Annotated in this window: 16 protein-coding genes; 6 read left to right on the forward strand and 10 right to left on the reverse strand. The window is 63.7% G+C overall.

Features of this window, described 5'->3' with window-relative positions; translation table 11 throughout:
- Positions 1 to 57 precede the first annotated feature (57 nt).
- A complete protein-coding gene (locus B2V17_RS09165) occupies positions 58 to 468 on the forward strand; it encodes an acyl-CoA thioesterase (protein ID WP_292997047.1) in 411 nt (136 codons plus the stop codon).
- Positions 469 to 473: 5 nt separating this feature from the next.
- Here the strand turns inward: B2V17_RS09165 and B2V17_RS09170 are convergent, their stop codons facing one another.
- Both B2V17_RS09170 and gyrB read right to left on the reverse strand, forming a co-directional pair.
- Positions 474 to 866, reverse strand: a complete 393-nt coding sequence (locus B2V17_RS09170) for a hypothetical protein (RefSeq protein WP_292997048.1) — start codon at positions 864 to 866, stop codon at positions 474 to 476.
- 24 nt (positions 867 to 890) lie between these two features.
- A complete protein-coding gene (gene gyrB, locus B2V17_RS09175; RefSeq protein ID WP_292997049.1) occupies positions 891 to 3410 on the reverse strand; it encodes a DNA topoisomerase (ATP-hydrolyzing) subunit B in 2520 nt (839 codons plus the stop codon).
- Between the two features lie 106 nt (positions 3411 to 3516).
- On the opposite strand from gyrB, the gene B2V17_RS09180 reads away from it, so the two are divergent.
- Complete coding sequence (locus B2V17_RS09180; RefSeq protein ID WP_292997050.1) at positions 3517 to 4923, forward strand: M20/M25/M40 family metallo-hydrolase; 1407 nt, start codon at positions 3517 to 3519, stop codon at positions 4921 to 4923.
- An 82-nt stretch (positions 4924 to 5005) separates the two neighbouring features.
- On the opposite strand, the gene B2V17_RS09185 is transcribed toward B2V17_RS09180, so the two are convergent.
- Positions 5006 to 5299 carry a hypothetical protein gene (locus B2V17_RS09185; protein WP_292997051.1) on the reverse strand — a complete coding sequence of 98 codons (294 nt, stop codon included), beginning with the start codon at positions 5297 to 5299 and terminating at the stop codon, positions 5006 to 5008.
- Between B2V17_RS09185 and B2V17_RS09190 the strand changes: the two genes are divergently transcribed.
- Positions 5298 to 6845: a class I adenylate-forming enzyme family protein gene (locus B2V17_RS09190; protein ID WP_292997052.1), complete on the forward strand. Its 1548-nt coding sequence runs from the start codon at positions 5298 to 5300 to the stop codon at positions 6843 to 6845. The genes B2V17_RS09185 and B2V17_RS09190 overlap by 2 nt on opposite strands.
- A gap of 3 nt (positions 6846 to 6848) precedes the next feature.
- Here B2V17_RS09190 and B2V17_RS09195 read toward each other — a convergent pair whose 3' ends face one another.
- Genes B2V17_RS09195 through gluQRS form a run of 4 tightly spaced genes read right to left on the reverse strand, consistent with a single transcriptional unit; the run spans position 6849 to position 9439 of the window.
- Complete coding sequence (locus tag B2V17_RS09195) at positions 6849 to 7718, reverse strand: 3-hydroxyacyl-CoA dehydrogenase NAD-binding domain-containing protein (RefSeq protein ID WP_292997053.1); 870 nt, start codon at positions 7716 to 7718, stop codon at positions 6849 to 6851.
- A gap of 60 nt (positions 7719 to 7778) precedes the next feature.
- Complete coding sequence (locus B2V17_RS09200; RefSeq protein ID WP_292997054.1) at positions 7779 to 8351, reverse strand: cob(I)yrinic acid a,c-diamide adenosyltransferase; 573 nt, start codon at positions 8349 to 8351, stop codon at positions 7779 to 7781.
- Between the two features lie 12 nt (positions 8352 to 8363).
- Positions 8364 to 8597 carry an HIG1 domain-containing protein gene (locus tag B2V17_RS09205; protein WP_292997055.1) on the reverse strand — a complete coding sequence of 78 codons (234 nt, stop codon included), beginning with the start codon at positions 8595 to 8597 and terminating at the stop codon, positions 8364 to 8366.
- The gene (gene gluQRS, locus B2V17_RS09210) at positions 8594 to 9439 is read right to left on the reverse strand and encodes a tRNA glutamyl-Q(34) synthetase GluQRS (RefSeq protein WP_292997056.1); all 846 of its coding nucleotides are present in this window, start codon (positions 9437 to 9439) and stop codon (positions 8594 to 8596) included. Before gluQRS ends, B2V17_RS09205 begins: the two co-directional genes overlap by 4 nt.
- A gap of 339 nt (positions 9440 to 9778) precedes the next feature.
- Here gluQRS and B2V17_RS09215 point away from each other — a divergent pair, with 339 nt between their 5' ends.
- Both B2V17_RS09215 and B2V17_RS09220 read left to right on the forward strand, forming a co-directional pair.
- A complete protein-coding gene (locus tag B2V17_RS09215; RefSeq protein ID WP_292997057.1) occupies positions 9779 to 10387 on the forward strand; it encodes an HNH endonuclease in 609 nt (202 codons plus the stop codon).
- Between the two features lie 388 nt (positions 10388 to 10775).
- Positions 10776 to 10910, forward strand: coding sequence for a hypothetical protein (locus B2V17_RS09220; RefSeq protein ID WP_292997058.1), 135 nt, complete (start codon positions 10776 to 10778; stop codon positions 10908 to 10910).
- 105 nt (positions 10911 to 11015) lie between these two features.
- Here the strand turns inward: B2V17_RS09220 and B2V17_RS09225 are convergent, their stop codons facing one another.
- The 3 genes from B2V17_RS09225 to lptB all read right to left on the reverse strand — a co-directional run bounded on the left by B2V17_RS09225 (position 11016) and on the right by lptB (position 14503).
- Positions 11016 to 11927: a hypothetical protein gene (locus tag B2V17_RS09225; protein WP_292997059.1), complete on the reverse strand. Its 912-nt coding sequence runs from the start codon at positions 11925 to 11927 to the stop codon at positions 11016 to 11018.
- Between the two features lie 153 nt (positions 11928 to 12080).
- The gene (rpoN, locus tag B2V17_RS09230) at positions 12081 to 13565 is read right to left on the reverse strand and encodes an RNA polymerase factor sigma-54 (protein WP_292997060.1); all 1485 of its coding nucleotides are present in this window, start codon (positions 13563 to 13565) and stop codon (positions 12081 to 12083) included.
- 158 nt (positions 13566 to 13723) lie between these two features.
- Positions 13724 to 14503, reverse strand: a complete 780-nt coding sequence (gene lptB, locus B2V17_RS09235; protein ID WP_292997061.1) for an LPS export ABC transporter ATP-binding protein — start codon at positions 14501 to 14503, stop codon at positions 13724 to 13726.
- A 174-nt stretch (positions 14504 to 14677) separates the two neighbouring features.
- Between lptB and B2V17_RS09240 the strand changes: the two genes are divergently transcribed.
- Positions 14678 to 15058: a hypothetical protein gene (locus tag B2V17_RS09240; protein ID WP_292997062.1), complete on the forward strand. Its 381-nt coding sequence runs from the start codon at positions 14678 to 14680 to the stop codon at positions 15056 to 15058.
- The last annotated feature ends 7 nt before the right edge of the window (positions 15059 to 15065 follow it).

Genomic DNA, 15065 nt, shown 5'->3' on the forward strand with positions numbered 1-15065 from the left:
TGTCCTTTCGGCGCAGTCTGCTGGTCAGGTCGAACCGAAACTGCTATTTACAGCGATGTGAATACTCCGCTTCCCCATTTCTTCCCGATCGGGATCGATCCCGCCGACATCGATTTCATGGGTCATGTCAACAACGCGTCCTACCTCAAATGGGTGCAGGATGCGGTGATAGACCATTGGCGTAGCCTGGCCCCGACCGAAGCGGTGGCGGCGCACCTGTGGGTCGCGCTGAAGCACGAGATTACCTATCGCCGCCCGACTTTTCTGGGTGACGAGGTGATTGCCACGGTCCTGCTCGAGAAGGTCCAGGGCGCGCGCGCCTTTTACGAAACGGTGATCCGCCGCGGCGAGGAAGTGCTGGCCGAAGTCAAATCGAGCTGGTGCTGCGTCGATGCCGAAACCCTGCGCCCGGCGCGGCTGGCCCGCGACGTTATCGCCCGCTTTTTCCCGGAGCCGGTGACGGAATAGATTTGCTATAACGCCGCCCAGATCAGAACGATGCCCGCCGTGATAGATATTGGGCTGATCAACCATCGCACTGTCCAAGCCGGAATGCGCTGCGACGCGGCCATGGCAAAGGCATGATGACGCGCGCGCGGTACGGCGAGGATAGCCAAAGCACTGACAGCCAGAAAGCAGCCGACAACGAAGAATTCAGTTGGCGCCTTGCTAGCGGGTGCATGGACTACCGTTGCAAGACCGATCAGCCCGCGAGGCACCAACTCAGCCAAATTGATCGGCCAAGTGCTGCCCATCCTGGATAAGTACTGCAGTGCACGAGCCGGCGATGCGGCGCAAAGCAGACCTACCAGCGCTAACCACAATCCCGCGAAACAAACCCCCAGCAGCGCCAAGATCGCGACCATCGCCCGCTCTGCCCGCGCCTGATTCTAAACGTCGAGGTTGGCGACGTTGAGCGCGTTTTCCTGGATGAAGTCACGGCGGGGCTCGACCACGTCGCCCATCAGGCGGGTGAAGATCTCGTCGGTGACGTCGGCATCCTCGACCTTGACCTGCAGCAACGAGCGGACGTCGGGATCGAGCGTGGTTTCCCACAATTGCTCGGCGTTCATTTCACCCAGCCCCTTGTAACGCTGGATCGCCAGACCCTTGCGCCCCGCGGCCAGCACCGCATCGAGCAGCGCGGTCGGTCCGCCGATCGCCCCATCGGCGCTGAGCGCCCGGGCCGGTGCGGCCTCGGCATCGTCTTCGCCGGTTTCGCTCTCGACCACTTCCTCGGCCGCTGCCGAGGCGCGGACCAGGCGAGCGGTGCCGGTGTAGGAATCGGCCTGTTCGGCGGCCAGCCGGGCCAACTTGCGGGCCTCGGCGCTGGTCAGGAAGCCGGTCTCGATCCGGCGCACGTCGGTGACCCCGCGCCAGACCCGGTCAAACCGGACCGTTCCATCGTCCTCGATCTGGGCGCTCCAGCGCGCTTCGGGATCGCTCAGCGCCATCCGCGAGGCAGCGAGTTCGAGCCGGGTCAGCAGTTCGGCCTTCGAAAGGTCCTGTTCCAGCGCTCCGACCAGAGCCATGGCTTCGACCACGGCGGGTTCATAGCGGCGGCTGACAAAGGCCATCAGCGAACGCATCCGCATCGCGTGTTCAACCATCGCTTCGAGGTCCTGCCCGCTGCGCGCGCCGCGCGCGGTTTCAAGCACCCGCCCGGCGAGGCCCGCTTCGACCAGATAGCGATCAAGCGCGGCATTGTCTTTCAGGTAGACCTCGCTGCGGCCCTTGCTGACCTTGTAAAGCGGCGGCTGGGCGATGAACAGGTGACCGGCCTTGATGATCTCCGGCATCTGGCGGTGGAAGAAGGTGAGCAGCAGCGTGCGGATATGCGCGCCGTCGACGTCGGCGTCGGTCATGATCACGATCTTGTGATAGCGCAGCTTTTCGAGGTTGAACTCGTCACGCAGCCCCGTGCCCATCGCCTGGATCAGGGTGCCGACTTCCTTCGACGAGATGATCCGGTCAAACCGCGCGCGCTCTACGTTGAGGATCTTGCCGCGCAGCGGCAGGATCGCCTGGATCTTGCGGTCACGACCCTGCTTGGCCGAGCCGCCGGCGGAGTCACCTTCGACCAAGAACAGTTCGCACAGCGCCGGATCGCGTTCCTGGCAATCGGCCAGCTTGCCGGGCAGGCTGGCGATATCCATCGCCCCCTTGCGCCGGGTCAGTTCGCGGGCACGGCGCGCGGCTTCGCGGGCGGCGGCGGCGTCGATGATCTTGCCAACGACCTGCTTGGCATAGGCCGGGTTCTCTTCCAGCCATTCGCTCATCTTGTCGGCCATCAGGCTTTCGAGCGGCTGGCGCACTTCAGATGAGACCAGCTTGTCCTTGGTCTGCGACGAGAACTTGGGATCGGGCAGCTTGACCGAGACGATCGCGGTCAGCCCCTCGCGCATGTCCTCGCCGGTCAGCGAAACCTTTTCCTTCTTCATCAGCCCGGACTTTTCCGCATAGCTGTTGAGCGTGCGGGTCAGCGCGGCGCGGAATGCGGCAAGGTGCGTGCCGCCATCGCGCTGCGGGATGTTGTTGGTGAAGCAGAGGACGTTTTCGTAGTACGAATCGTTCCATTCCAGCGCCACGTCGATCCCGATCCCGTCGCGTTCGGACGAAATCGCGATCGGATCGGGCAGCAGCGCCTGCTTGTTGCGATCGAGCCATTTCACGAAGGCCGCGATCCCGCCCTCGTAGTAGAGGTCGTGCTCCTTGACCTCTTCATGGCGCTTGTCGCGTAGCAGAATTCGCACGCCGGAGTTGAGGAAGGCCAGCTCGCGGTAGCGGTGCTCCAGCTTTTCGAAGTCGAACTCGGTCACATTCTTGAAGGTTTCGGTGCTGGCGAGGAAGGTGACGCGGGTCCCCTTCTTGCCCGCCGGTGCCGGACCGACCACGCGCAGCGATTCAACCGCATCGCCGTGGGCGAACTTCATCCAGTGCTCTTCACCGTCGCGCCAGATCGTCAGTTCGAGCCATTCCGACAGCGCATTGACCACCGAGACGCCGACCCCGTGAAGCCCGCCGGACACCTTGTAGGCGTTGTCGTCCGAAGTGTTCTCGAACTTCCCGCCGGCGTGGAGCTGGGTCATGATCACCTCGGCGGCCGAGACGCCCTCTTCCTGGTGGATCCCGGTCGGGATCCCGCGCCCGTTGTCTTCCACCGAAACCGAACCATCGGGGTTGAGCTCGATCAGCACCAGGTCGCAGTGGCCGGCCAGCGCCTCGTCGATCGCATTATCCGAAACCTCGAACACCATATGGTGCAGGCCCGAACCGTCGTCGGTATCGCCGATGTACATGCCGGGGCGTTTGCGGACCGCATCGAGGCCCTTGAGAACCTTGATCTGGTCGGCGCCATAGGCGTTGGCGTTGGGGACGTTTTCGTTCGTGGATTCAGGGTTGTCGCTCATGCCCAGTATATAGGCATTGTCGGGCCGTTTCGGAACCCTGAATGCCCCCTTCCATCCACAGGGAAATCCTGCTTGATTGCGCGCAATCACGACAGGGAGAACCCGGATGAAGACGCTCACTTTTGCGGCGCTTGCCGCCAGCCTGCTGGCCGGCGGTGCCATGGCGCAAGGTACCGGCCCACGTCCGGACCAGCTCGAATTCCGCGGCCTCTACAAGGAACTGGTCGAAACCAACACCACCCTGTCGGTCGGCAGCTGCACCCTGGCGGCGGAACGGATGGCGGCGCGGCTCAAGGCGGCAGGGATCAAGGATGATCAGATCACCCTGTTCTCGGTCCCGGAAAAGCCGCGCGAAGGCGGGCTGGTGGTGCTCTATCCCGGCACATCCAAAACGCTGAAGCCGATGCTGATGCTGGCCCATATCGACGTGGTTGAGGCCAACCGCGCCGATTGGGAGCGCGATCCCTTCACCCTGTTGGAAGAGAACGGCTATTTCTATGCCCGCGGCGCCTATGACGACAAGGCCCAGGCCGCGATCTATACCGACGCACTGATCCGCTTCGCCAAGACCGGTTACAAGCCCAAGCGGACGATCAAGCTGGCGCTGACCTGCGGCGAGGAAACTGGCGGCGCCTTCAACGGGGCGGAATGGCTGGCGGCCAACCGGCGCGAGCTGATCGATGCCGAATTCGCGATCAACGAAGGCGGTGGCGGGCGCGGCGACGGCCAGGGCAAGCTGCTGGTCCAGACGGTGCAGGTCGGCGAGAAGGCCTATCAGGACTATACCCTGACCGTGACCAATCCCGGCGGGCACAGCTCCACCCCGGTCCGCGACAATGCGATCTATGCGATGAGCGAAGCGGTCCTCAAGGTCCGCGACCATACTTTCCCGTTGCAGTTCAACGACACCACACGCAGCTATTTCGCCAAGGCGGCACCGCTGTTCCCTGGCGAGACCGGGCAGGCAATGGCCGCGCTGGCGGCCAATCCGACCGACAAGGCGGCAGAGGCGATCGTCAGCCGCGACAAGTCGATGAATTCGATGCTGCGCACCACTTGCGTTGCGACGATGGTCGATGGCGGCCACGCCCGCAACGCGCTACCGCAGCGGGTGACGGCCAACGTCAACTGCCGGATCTTCCCGGGCAACAGCTCGGACCAGGTCCAGGCCGCGCTGGAGGCGGTTATCGGCAATCCGCTGATCAAGATTGAACAGACCGTGCGGAACCGGCCGATCGCCAAGCAGCCGCCGCTCGATCCCCGGATTATCGGGCCGATGGAGCGGGTGGCGGCAAGGCATTTCCCCGGCGTCCCGGTGGTGCCGACGATGTCGACCGGCGCAACCGACGGGCTGTTCCTCAGCGCGGTCGGGATCCCGGTCTACGGCATTCCGGGCCTGTGGCGCGATCCCGATGGCAATGGCACCCACGGCCTCAATGAACGGATCGGGGTGCGATCGCTGTACGAAGGCAGGGACTACATCTTCGACCTGATCAAGGGCCTGGCCGGATAGGCAAGCCTAACAAGACAAAGGGCCGCGAGAGCATGACTCTCGCGGCCCTTTGCTGTTGTGGAGGTCTGCCGATCCGCTGCGCTTAGGCAAGCGTGGCGGTGAACATCAGTCCGCTAAGCGAAGCAGCGGCGAAGATCGGCAGCACCATCAGAACGATGCTACGCATGGGGTTTCTCCTGTTTGCATTGGCGAACTCAGTTCGCATTTGCAACATAAGCATTCTAGTAGAGATTGCCAGTGCAAAGGCCGGAACAGTCGTTGTGTATTTTGCAACTGGCCTTGTAACGCTCCGGTAAGGTCCACCGCTCTGGACAGGGCCGGATCGGTTGCGCAAAGCGGGACATAACGATTCCACCGGAGAGAGATAATAGTCCATGGCCAGCGATCCCGCCGCGCAGCTCGATGCCGAATTCGGCTCTTTCCCCGGCCTGATCGCGGCCTGGGGCGCATGGCGCGGTGATGCTCCAGCGCTCTATGACGGCACCACCGAGCTCTCGTGGCGCGAGACTGCCGCCCGGGTCGAGCGGATCGCGGCGCGGCTTCAGGCTGACGGGCTGGAACGCGGGCAGTCGGTGGCGATCCTTGGCACCACCAGCGTCAACTATGCGCTGATCTATCTCGCCGCGATCCGTGCTGGGGGCTGCGCCGCGCCGCTAACCACCAGCGCCAGCCCCGATCAGCTGGCCGGAATGGCAGCGGATTCGGGCGCGATCCACTTGTTCATCGATCGCGCCAAATTGAACGAACTGGGCGATTTCAAGCTGCCGGTCGCGCACCAGATCGTGCTGGATGAAGAGCTGGACACCTTCATGGCCTCGGAGGGGACCAAGGCCGCACCGTTCGAACCGGCCGAAAAGGACCCGTTCAATATCATCTATTCCAGCGGCACCACCGGGATCCCCAAGGGCATCGTCCACAGCCACGGAATGCGCTGGCGGCAGATGACCTTCCGCGCCGCACTCAACTATGGGCAGGATAGCCGGACGATCTGTTCGACCCCGCTCTATTCGAACACCACCATGGCGGTGTTTCTGCCGACGATGTATTCGGGCGGCTGCGCCAGCCTGATGGGCAAGTTCGACGTCCAGAAATGGCTGGAGCGGGCCTCGGCCGAACAGTGCACCCACACCATGCTGGTTCCGGTCCAGTACCGCCGGCTGATGCAGTTCGAGCATTTCGACGACTACGACCTTTCGGCGATGCGGATGAAATACTGCACCTCTGCGCCCTTCCCGGCCGATCTCAAGGCCGAAGTGCTGAAGCGGATGCCGGGCGGGCTGATCGAAATCTATGGCATGACCGAAGGCGGCGTCGCCTGCATCTTCCCGGTCCACGAACACCCCGACAAGCTCCACACCGTCGGCAAGCCGGCCCCCGGGCACTTCCTGAAAGTGATCGACGAGAACCTGAAGGAAGTGCCGCCCGGCACGCCCGGAGAACTGGTTGGAATCTCGCCGACCATGATGCTGGGTTACAAGAACCAGCCCGAAAAGACCCGCGAAGGCTATTGGATCAACCCCGAGGACGGATCGACCTGGCAGCGGATGGGCGACATCGGCCGGGTCGACGCCGACGGCTTTGTCGAGCTGGTCGGGCGGACCAAGGACGTGATCATTTCGGGCGGGTTCAACATCTTCCCGATCGACCTCGAAGCCGAACTGGCCAAGGACGAGCGGGTGGTCGAAGCCGCCGTAGTCGGGGTTCCAAGCGAGGCCTGGGGTGAAACTCCGGTCGGCTTCGTGGTATTGAAGCCGGGCGTGAGCGAAGACGCGCTGGAAGACATCCGCAGCGTCGCCAACAGCCGCCTCGGCAAGACCCAGCGGGTCGCGGAACTCTATGCCATCGCTGAAATGCCGCGCAGCCACATCGGCAAGCTGCTCAAGACCGACTTGCGCGAATTGGTGCCGACGAAAGCCCGCTGACTGCTAACGCGTCGGGACCGGCGCCTCGCCCGAATAGTCGTAAAAGCCGCGCCCGGTCTTGCGGCCGAGCCAGCCGGCTTCGACATATTTCACCAGCAGCGGGGCCGGGCGGTACTTGCTGTCGCCGGTGGTGTTGTAAAGCACCCGGACGATATCGAGGCAGGTATCAAGCCCGACGAAATCGGCCAGTTCCAGCGGGCCCATCGGGTGGTTTAGGCCCAGCCGGCAGCCCTTGTCGATATCGGCGATGTTGGCGGTACCCTGGCCCAGCACGAAGACCGCCTCGTTGATCATCGGCAGCAGGATCCGGTTGACCACGAAGCCGGGCTCGTCCTCGGCCAGCACCACCTGCTTGCCCAGGCTTTCGGCAAAGGCGCGGGTCCTGGCGACGGTTTCTGGCGCGGTCGCCAGCCCCGGGATCACTTCGATCAGGCCCATCACCGGCACCGGATTGAAGAAATGCAGGCCGATGAAGCGCTTGGGATCGGGCGAACTGGTCGCCATCCGGGTGATCGGGATCGAGCTGGTGTTGGAAGCCATGATCGCATCGCCGCGCAGCACCTTGCCGGCGCTTTCGAAGATCTTGCGCTTGATCTCTTCCTTTTCGGTCGCGGCCTCGATTATCAGGTCGGCCTCGGCCATCGGGGCATAGTCGGCCACCGGGGTTATCCGGGCGAGAGCGCTTTCGGCCTCGGCCGGGGTGATCTTGTCACGGCTGACCAGACGGACCAGCGCCTTGTCGATCCCGGCGCGGGCCTTTTCGGCGAGGGCAATATCAACGTCGCAAAGCAGCACCTTGATGCCGTTCTGGGCTACGGTCTGGGCAATCCCCGAACCCATCTGCCCCGCCCCGATGATCCCGACGATCCGCATTGCCCATTCCCTTCGCACTTGCAGCAAGTGCGGCTGGTTAGCGATGAAGCAGCGGCAATGCTAGCGATTCTGTCCCGGTACCCACAGCACATCGCCAGAGCCGCCGGCGTTGATCGCCCGGGCCAGCACGAACAGGTAGTCGGACAGGCGGTTGACATAGGCAAGCGCCGCCGGATTGACCGGTTCGGCTTCACCCAGTGCGGTCATCGCCCGCTCGGCCCTGCGCACTTCGGCGCGGGCGAGGTGGACCCGGGCCGCAGCCTCGCTTCCGCCGGGCAGGATGAAGCTGGTCAGCGGGGTCATGGTGTCATTGAGCGCATCGATCTGCTGCTCGATCCAGTCGGCCTGGGCCGGAACGATCCGCAGAACCATTTCGGACGGGGTGAAATCGCTGCCCGGGGTGGCCAGGTCCGCGCCCAGATCGAACAGGTCGTTCTGGATCCGGACCAGCGCGGCGCGGCTTGCATCCGCTCCGTCCAGCGCCGCGACGGCAAAGCCGACCGCGCTGTTCGCCTCGTCGACCGCGCCGATCGCTTCCATCCGGGCATCGTGCTTGGCCCGGCGGGTGCCGTCGACCAGCCCGGTGGTGCCATCGTCACCCGTGCGGGTGTAGATCTTGTTGAGCTTGACCAAGGGACCCCGCCCTTACTTCTGGTTAGCGAACAGCAGCACCGCGACCACCAGGATCGCTGCCGCCTGGTAGAAGATCCGGCGGAACATCATCTTGTTCTGCAGCAGCTGCGTTTCGCTCGGCCCGCTGCCTTCGGGGCGCTCTAGCTCTGCCTTGGTCGTCGCCAGAAAGGCCACGATCCCGCGGATCAGGGTAACGAGGGTCAGCACCATCAGTGCCGCGATCACAAGGCCGAGAAACCAGTTCATGAAGCGTCTCCTACTCCTGCCCCCAGCGAAATGCCAGCGGGGAAGCGCCCGCCCCGCAAGGCCTGGGCCAGTTCCGCGCCGTCTACCCCGGCCAGCCGCAATTCGCGCAGCCCGGGCGATCCGCGCCGCTTGGCCAGCTTGCGTCCATCCGGTTCAACCAGCAGGGGATGATGATGCCAGACCGGCACCGGCAACCCTAATAGCGCCTGGAGCAGACGGTGGACATGTGTCGATTGGAACAGGTCCTGTCCGCGCACGACCAGGCTTATCGCCTGGTGCGCATCGTCGAGCGTGGCGGCGAGGTGATAGCTCGCCGGGGCCTCCTTGCGCAGTAGCACGACATCGCCGAACGCCAGGGGAGCGGCGCGCTGCGGACCGGCCAGCACGTCGGTCCATTCCAGCGGCCCTGCCAGTTCCGCCGCGCGGGCCATGTCGATCCGCCAGGCGGCCCCGTGAGGATCGACCGCGCGGCCGCGGCAGGTGCCGGGATAGAGCGGACCGTCCGGCCCCGATGCGGTCGCGGCGGCCTGGATCTCGGCCCGGGTGCACTGGCAGGGATAGAGCAGCCCCAAGGCCTTGAGCCGCTCGCCTGCTTCCGCATAGGCGGCCAGCCGGCTGGACTGGTGGAGCACCGGTCCGTCCCAGCTGAGTCCCAGCCAGGCGAGATCGGCCAGAATCTCCGGCACCAGCTCGGCCCGGCTGCGGGCGGCGTCGATATCCTCAATCCGCACCAGGAACTCGCCGCCCTGCGCTCGCGCTAGGTCATGCGCGAGAATTGCTGCATAGGCGTGGCCCAGGTGCAGCAGGCCGTTGGGGCTGGGGGCAAAGCGTGTCCGGGTCACCTCTGGGCTTCTATCGTCAAGGCGGTGTTTGGGACCAGTGCTGAATTGGGTTCACGCAGAGATCGCAAAGGAAGAAAAGAGGCGCAGAGGCGTGGCGCTGGCGGCGAAGCCGCAGCCAACTTCAAAGGCTGCGCGTGGCGCAAGGTCCGCTACGCAGGAAATGCCTGCGGCAAGAAGTAACAGCTCTGCGCCTCCTCTTCTTCTCTGCGCCTCTGCGTGAACCCCTTTCCCCTACTGTGGATTGCACACAGCACCAAGGCTTGACGCGCCAAGTCTCGCCATGCTCTCTATCCCCATGCGCTGTCACAGATCTGCCATTGCCACAAATTACACGGAGCCATGCTCAAGTCGGAGCTGATCGAGCGCGCGGCCCGGTTCCGCAGCGCCGAGGGAGATCCCTCGCGGCATCTGGCCGATTGTCCCGCATTGGTGCTCAACGCCGACTATACCCCGCTCAGCTACTACCCGCTCAGCCTGTGGCCGTGGCAGACCGCGATCAAGGCGGTGTTCCTCGAACGGGTCGATATCGTCGCCAGCTATGCGCGCGAGGTTCACTCGCCCAGCTGGACCATGCCGATCCCCAGCGTGATCGCGCTGCGCCAGTATGTGAAACCCAGCGAGCATCCGGCCTTCACCCGCTTCAACCTGTTCCTGCGTGACCGGTTCTGCTGCCAGTATTGCGGCAGCCCGCACCAGTTGACCTTCGATCACGTGATCCCGCGCCGGCTCGGCGGGCGGACCAGCTGGGAAAACGTTACTACCGCCTGCGCGCCGTGCAACCTTAAGAAGGGTGGCCGTACCCCGCAGCAGGCCCATATGCCGCTGCTGTTACAGCCGATCCGCCCGACCTGCTGGCAGCTGCAGGAACGCGGCCGCGGTTTTCCGCCCAATTACCTGCACGAAACCTGGCGTGACTGGCTCTACTGGGACATCGAGCTGGAGGCTTGAGCAGCCCCTTCGTGCAATTCAGCGCCGGTCCAGCGGCTCAGTCAGCGAAATGTATGATTGAATATAGCGAATTTTCGGCAGTGAGCGATTGACCCAATCTGCAAATGCCATGGCAGGAAAACTAGGCAAATTTCGGAGCCTGCCAAGTGAACTTGGACGGGGCTATCGACGCTGACAAAGAGAATGACTCCATAACAGGTATGACCTGCCAGAACGGTGACAGCGACTACTGTCGGTGCCAAGGCCGGAAAAACTGGACCTCCCATTGGCTGGTCCAACTCAGTTGACAATTTGCTCTCTGAACGGGTAGGAGCGCGGGGTTCTTTCGCGGCGCTCTGCCATCGGCGTTGTTTGGCGTGGCTGGTTCAATTGTATTTGGAGATCTAGGATGCAGGTCAGCGATCAAATCAAGACTTGGATTGAGCCCGAGATTTCGGATCTCACGGTCGAAGAGACCCATGCCCAGCCGGGAGGCGGTGCCGACGTCGGCGGCAATCCTTTCCCGGACTGCCAGCGTTCGTAACGCGGCACACAGCGTTGGGTTGATCCACCTGGGTTGATTGGCGCTTAAACTGCGTGTGGAAGCTCCTGATGCTTTAGCATCGCGCAGCGCAAGCTCACGCCAAGCTTACAAGGGCGATGCGACCCCTAGGGCCAGTTCCAGCCCCGGGCCAATCAACGTTTCGGCCAAGTGCCGCGCGTTGGCCGAGGCGGCACGCTGCTTGGGGGCTGAATCGTTTTCATACAGCGCGCTTGGCTGCTTGGCATCGAAACGCGATGCCAGCATCATCCGCTCGATGTCTGTTGGGGCAAGCTCCAGCTTGAAATGAGGCGCAACATGCTGCCAGCCGGCTTCGGGCAGGCGCTGGTAATCGACAGAGCGCAGGCCGGCTGTGCGGGTCAACCAGCGGCAGTTTGCACCAAGCAGCTGCGCCACCCCGGCCAGCTGCGATTCCGCCGCAGCGGGTGCCTCGGCCTGTGGTGCGCTGCGCCATTTGGCGGCCATATTGTCAACATTGCCCAGCGGCCGCGCCTCGATCGAAGCCAGGACTTCGATCGGATTGCGGTGAATGAACACGGCTGGCGCAGCCGGAAAAGCTTGCTGCAGGATGCTGGCGTAGCGGCACAGCAGGGTGGGCCATTTGACCACCAGACGTGTTGCCAGAGGTTCGAACGCGGCTTCGAACAGCGCCATCAACTTTTCGGTGCGCAAAGCAGCCAGGCCCTGGTCGGGCAGCTCTTGGCCTAGCAGTTCCAGAAAGATCATCGGCTCGCTGAGAACGGCCGTCCGATCGAGCGCGGCGAATTGCTTCAACAAGGCCGTCGATCCGCACCGGGTCATATGGAAAATCTGGCCCGAGAGCCGGGGACGATTGGGCACGATCGCCATGTCGTCCAGCGCGACAATCTCGTGGACGCGAGCGCCTTTGGTGCATTCGTCCCAAAAGGTTCGGTCCAGCGCCGCCACGTCGATCCGGGCCATGGCCACCAGCGGCTTGTCACCCAGCCAGCGAAGCGAAACGGGGACCGTCAAAGTCATTGCGTCATCCATTGTGAAGTGATGCTCTCGCAATTTTTCCTTCGAAGTCGAGGCCTATTTACGCAGCGCGCCAAGAGTTTAGGGCTAGGATCAAGCCACCCTCCGCAGCGCCAAAAGAACACGCGGTGTCAGGACCGGGGTCAGCCAAGCAACTCAGCGCACGCCCGCCAGCGCTTTCTGGCGTCGCCGCTGCACCGAAGAACCGAGCCCGATGGCCTCGCGGTATTTGGCTACGGTGCGCCGGGCGAGATCGAAGCCTTTTTCCTTCAGCAGGTCGACCAGGGTATCGTCGGACAGGATTGCCTTGGGATCTTCTGCATCGATCAGTGTCTTGATCGCCGCCTTGACTGCCGAGGCCGACGCACCGCCTTCGCCATCGACCGCGCCGACGCCCGAGGTGAAAAAGTACTTCAGCTCAAAGGTCCCGCGCGGGCAAGACAGGTACTTGTTGCTGGTCACCCGGCTGACGGTCGATTCGTGCATCTCGATGGCATCGGCCACCGTGCGCAGCGTCAGGGGCTTGAGGTGCGAGACTCCGTGCTGGAAGAAGCCGTCCTGCTGCTTCACCACTTCGCTGGCGACCTTGAGGATCGTTTTGGCCCGCTGGTCGAGCGCCTTTACCAGCCAGTTGGCATCGGCCAGCTTGTCTGACAGCCAGCCGCGTGCGGTCTTGTCATCGCAGGACCCGCGCATCTCGACATAGTAGCTGCGGTTGACCACCAGCTTGGGCAAGGTGGCCTGGTTAAGCTGCAGGTCCCAGCCGCCATCGGCACGCGGCATGATCAGGATATCGGGCGTTACCGGATCGCCGCCACCGCTCGAAAAGCGCAGCCCCGGCTTGGGATCATAGCCGCGCAGTTCCGCCAGCATATCGGCAAAGTCTTCATCATCGACTCCGCACATCCGCTTGAGCCTGGGCAGTTCGCCGCGCGCCAGCAGCTCAAGATTGTCCAGCAGCCGGGCCATGCATGGGTCATAGCGGTCCGCCTCGCGCGCCTGGAGCGCCAGGCATTCGCCCAGGCTGCGGGCGCCGACGCCGGTGGGGTCGAGCGACTGGACCAGCGCCAGGGCATCTTCGACCTCGTCCTCGTCAACCGACAGTTCCTGCGCCAGTTCGCGGCATGTCGCACCGAGATAGCCGGCATCGTCGAGCTCGCTGGCGATGTGCCGGGCGATGAAGGCCAGGCGCGGATCGCGGCTGATCGCGCCGATCTGGGCGTGGAGATGTTCGGCCAGAGTGGCGGCGTGATCGCCGCGCTCGTCGATCCCCGGACCTTGCTCGCCGCCGCTCATGCGGAATTCCGCGCTCCAATCCCCGGTGTCGCGATCCCGATCAAGCGCGGAGGCATCGATGTCGAGCGGTCGGTCGTCCTCGGCCCTGCCTTCGGCGATCAGCTGGTCAGCGGGAGAAGATTCGAGCGTGGTGCGACGGGCATCGTCGGGCGGAACTGCCTCGCCGACAGGGTCGGCCGGGACGCCGCCGCCGATGTCGAGCAGCGGATTGGCTTCGAGCGCTTCGCCAATGAAGGCCTCGATCTCTAGGTTCGACAGCGCCAGCAGCTTGATCGCCTGCTGAAGCTGGGGCGTCATCACCAGTGATTGCGATTGCCGTAAATCGAGGCGCGGGCCGAGGGCCATTGTGCCAGGTCCGCCTCAGCTTTCGCTGAGGCTGGCACCACTCACCACCCCGCACCCCCGGCCCAACCACCCACAGGGTGCCATGAACGGGTGGTTGGGCCGGGGGTGCGGGGTGGTGAGTGGTGCGAGGTCAACCGCAGGTTGACCGAACAAAGCACTCATAAAGTAAACCCTTCGCCCAGGTAGAGCCGCCGCACGTTCTCGTCCGCGACCAGTTCCTCGGGACTTCCGGCGAACAGCACCTGTCCGCCATAGATGATGCAGGCCCGGTCAACGATGTCGAGCGTTTCGCGGACATTGTGATCGGTGATCAGCACGCCGATCCCGCGATCCTTCAGATCCCGGACCAGATCGCGGATGTCGCTGATCGAGAGCGGATCGATCCCGGCGAAGGGTTCGTCGAGCAACATGATCGAGGGGTTGGCGGCCAGCGCCCGGGCGATCTCGCAGCGGCGGCGTTCGCCGCCGGAAAGTGCCATGGCCGGGCTCGAACGGAGCCGGTCGAGCCCGAATTCATCGAGCAGGCGCTGCAGCTCGCTGGCCCGGGTCGCGGGGTCCGGCTCTGCCAGTTCGAGCACGCAGGCGATGTTCTGCTCGACCGTCATCCCGCGAAAGATGCTGGTTTCCTGCGGCAGATAGCCCAGCCCCAGGATCGCCCGGCGATACATCGGCAGCGTGGTCACATCGACCCCGTCCATCAGGATTCGGCCGCTGTCGGGCTTTACCAGGCCCATGATCGAATAGAAGCAGGTGGTCTTGCCCGCGCCGTTGGGGCCGAGCAGGCCGAGCACTTCGCCCTTGCCGACCGACAGCGAAATGTCGGTCAGCACCGCGCGCTTGTCATAGCTTTTGGCGATCGAGATCACTTCCAGTCCGCCTTGCGGGATCGGCTGCATGGCGGCGGTATTCGGCGCGACGAGATGCTGGACTTCGCTCATGGTCCCCGATCTACGCAGGCTTCGGACGGCCCGCAAGCGTCATTGGTCGATTTGGCAGGCTTTGTGCATGACCCGCCGCAATGCCTTCCTCGCAGACAATGCTTAACGGGGCTTGATCGAACGCCCCTTCGGTGTTCTACTCGGTCTCCGAGGGGAACTGAAAAGGGAATGACCATGGCTAAGGCATGGCACGGCGTCGCACATTGGGCAGCGCGGGCAGGCAAACCGCTCGATTGGCGCAAGCGGATGAGCGACAATATCGCCTATGCCTTGCTGGTCTATACCGGTCTCCAGATTTTCGTCACGATGGGCATGATCGAGAAGAAGGGCGGCTCGCTGCTGCCCTATTTTGCGCTGATCATGCTGGTCGCCGCGATCATTCCGGCTTGTCGCCGCTTTGAAAAGCGCTGGAACCGGCTCAGCGACGAACAGGCCGCAGATCCGCAGTTCGCGTCCTATTACCGCCGCGATCAGGTCTGGCTCTGGGCGCTGACGCTGGGCCTGCCGTTCGTCGTTTCCGGCGTCTTCTTTGGCATGGCGCGCCTGCTCGCCTGATTGCTTT

Origin of the sequence: Novosphingobium sp. UBA6272 (assembly GCF_002440635.1) — a bacterium.
GTDB lineage: Bacteria > Pseudomonadota > Alphaproteobacteria > Sphingomonadales > Sphingomonadaceae > Novosphingobium.

Excerpts from the sequence above, each read along its gene's own strand:
- B2V17_RS09170 (WP_292997048.1), bottom strand. The coding sequence starts at position 866 with ATGGTCGCGATCTTGGCGCTGCTGGGGGTTTGTTTCGCGGGATTGTGG.
- B2V17_RS09215 (WP_292997057.1), top strand. The coding sequence starts at position 9,779 with ATGCTCAAGTCGGAGCTGATCGAGCGCGCGGCCCGGTTCCGCAGCGCC.
- B2V17_RS09185 (WP_292997051.1), bottom strand. The coding sequence starts at position 5,299 with ATGGACTATTATCTCTCTCCGGTGGAATCGTTATGTCCCGCTTTGCGC.
- B2V17_RS09220 (WP_292997058.1), top strand. The coding sequence starts at position 10,776 with ATGCAGGTCAGCGATCAAATCAAGACTTGGATTGAGCCCGAGATTTCG.
- gyrB (WP_292997049.1), bottom strand. The coding sequence starts at position 3,410 with ATGAGCGACAACCCTGAATCCACGAACGAAAACGTCCCCAACGCCAAC.
- rpoN (WP_292997060.1), bottom strand. The coding sequence starts at position 13,565 with ATGGCCCTCGGCCCGCGCCTCGATTTACGGCAATCGCAATCACTGGTG.
- B2V17_RS09240 (WP_292997062.1), top strand. The coding sequence starts at position 14,678 with ATGGCTAAGGCATGGCACGGCGTCGCACATTGGGCAGCGCGGGCAGGC.
- B2V17_RS09225 (WP_292997059.1), bottom strand. The coding sequence starts at position 11,927 with ATGACTTTGACGGTCCCCGTTTCGCTTCGCTGGCTGGGTGACAAGCCG.
- lptB (WP_292997061.1), bottom strand. The coding sequence starts at position 14,503 with ATGAGCGAAGTCCAGCATCTCGTCGCGCCGAATACCGCCGCCATGCAG.
- B2V17_RS09195 (WP_292997053.1), bottom strand. The coding sequence starts at position 7,718 with ATGCGGATCGTCGGGATCATCGGGGCGGGGCAGATGGGTTCGGGGATT.
- B2V17_RS09180 (WP_292997050.1), top strand. The coding sequence starts at position 3,517 with ATGAAGACGCTCACTTTTGCGGCGCTTGCCGCCAGCCTGCTGGCCGGC.
- B2V17_RS09205 (WP_292997055.1), bottom strand. The coding sequence starts at position 8,597 with ATGAACTGGTTTCTCGGCCTTGTGATCGCGGCACTGATGGTGCTGACC.
- B2V17_RS09190 (WP_292997052.1), top strand. The coding sequence starts at position 5,298 with ATGGCCAGCGATCCCGCCGCGCAGCTCGATGCCGAATTCGGCTCTTTC.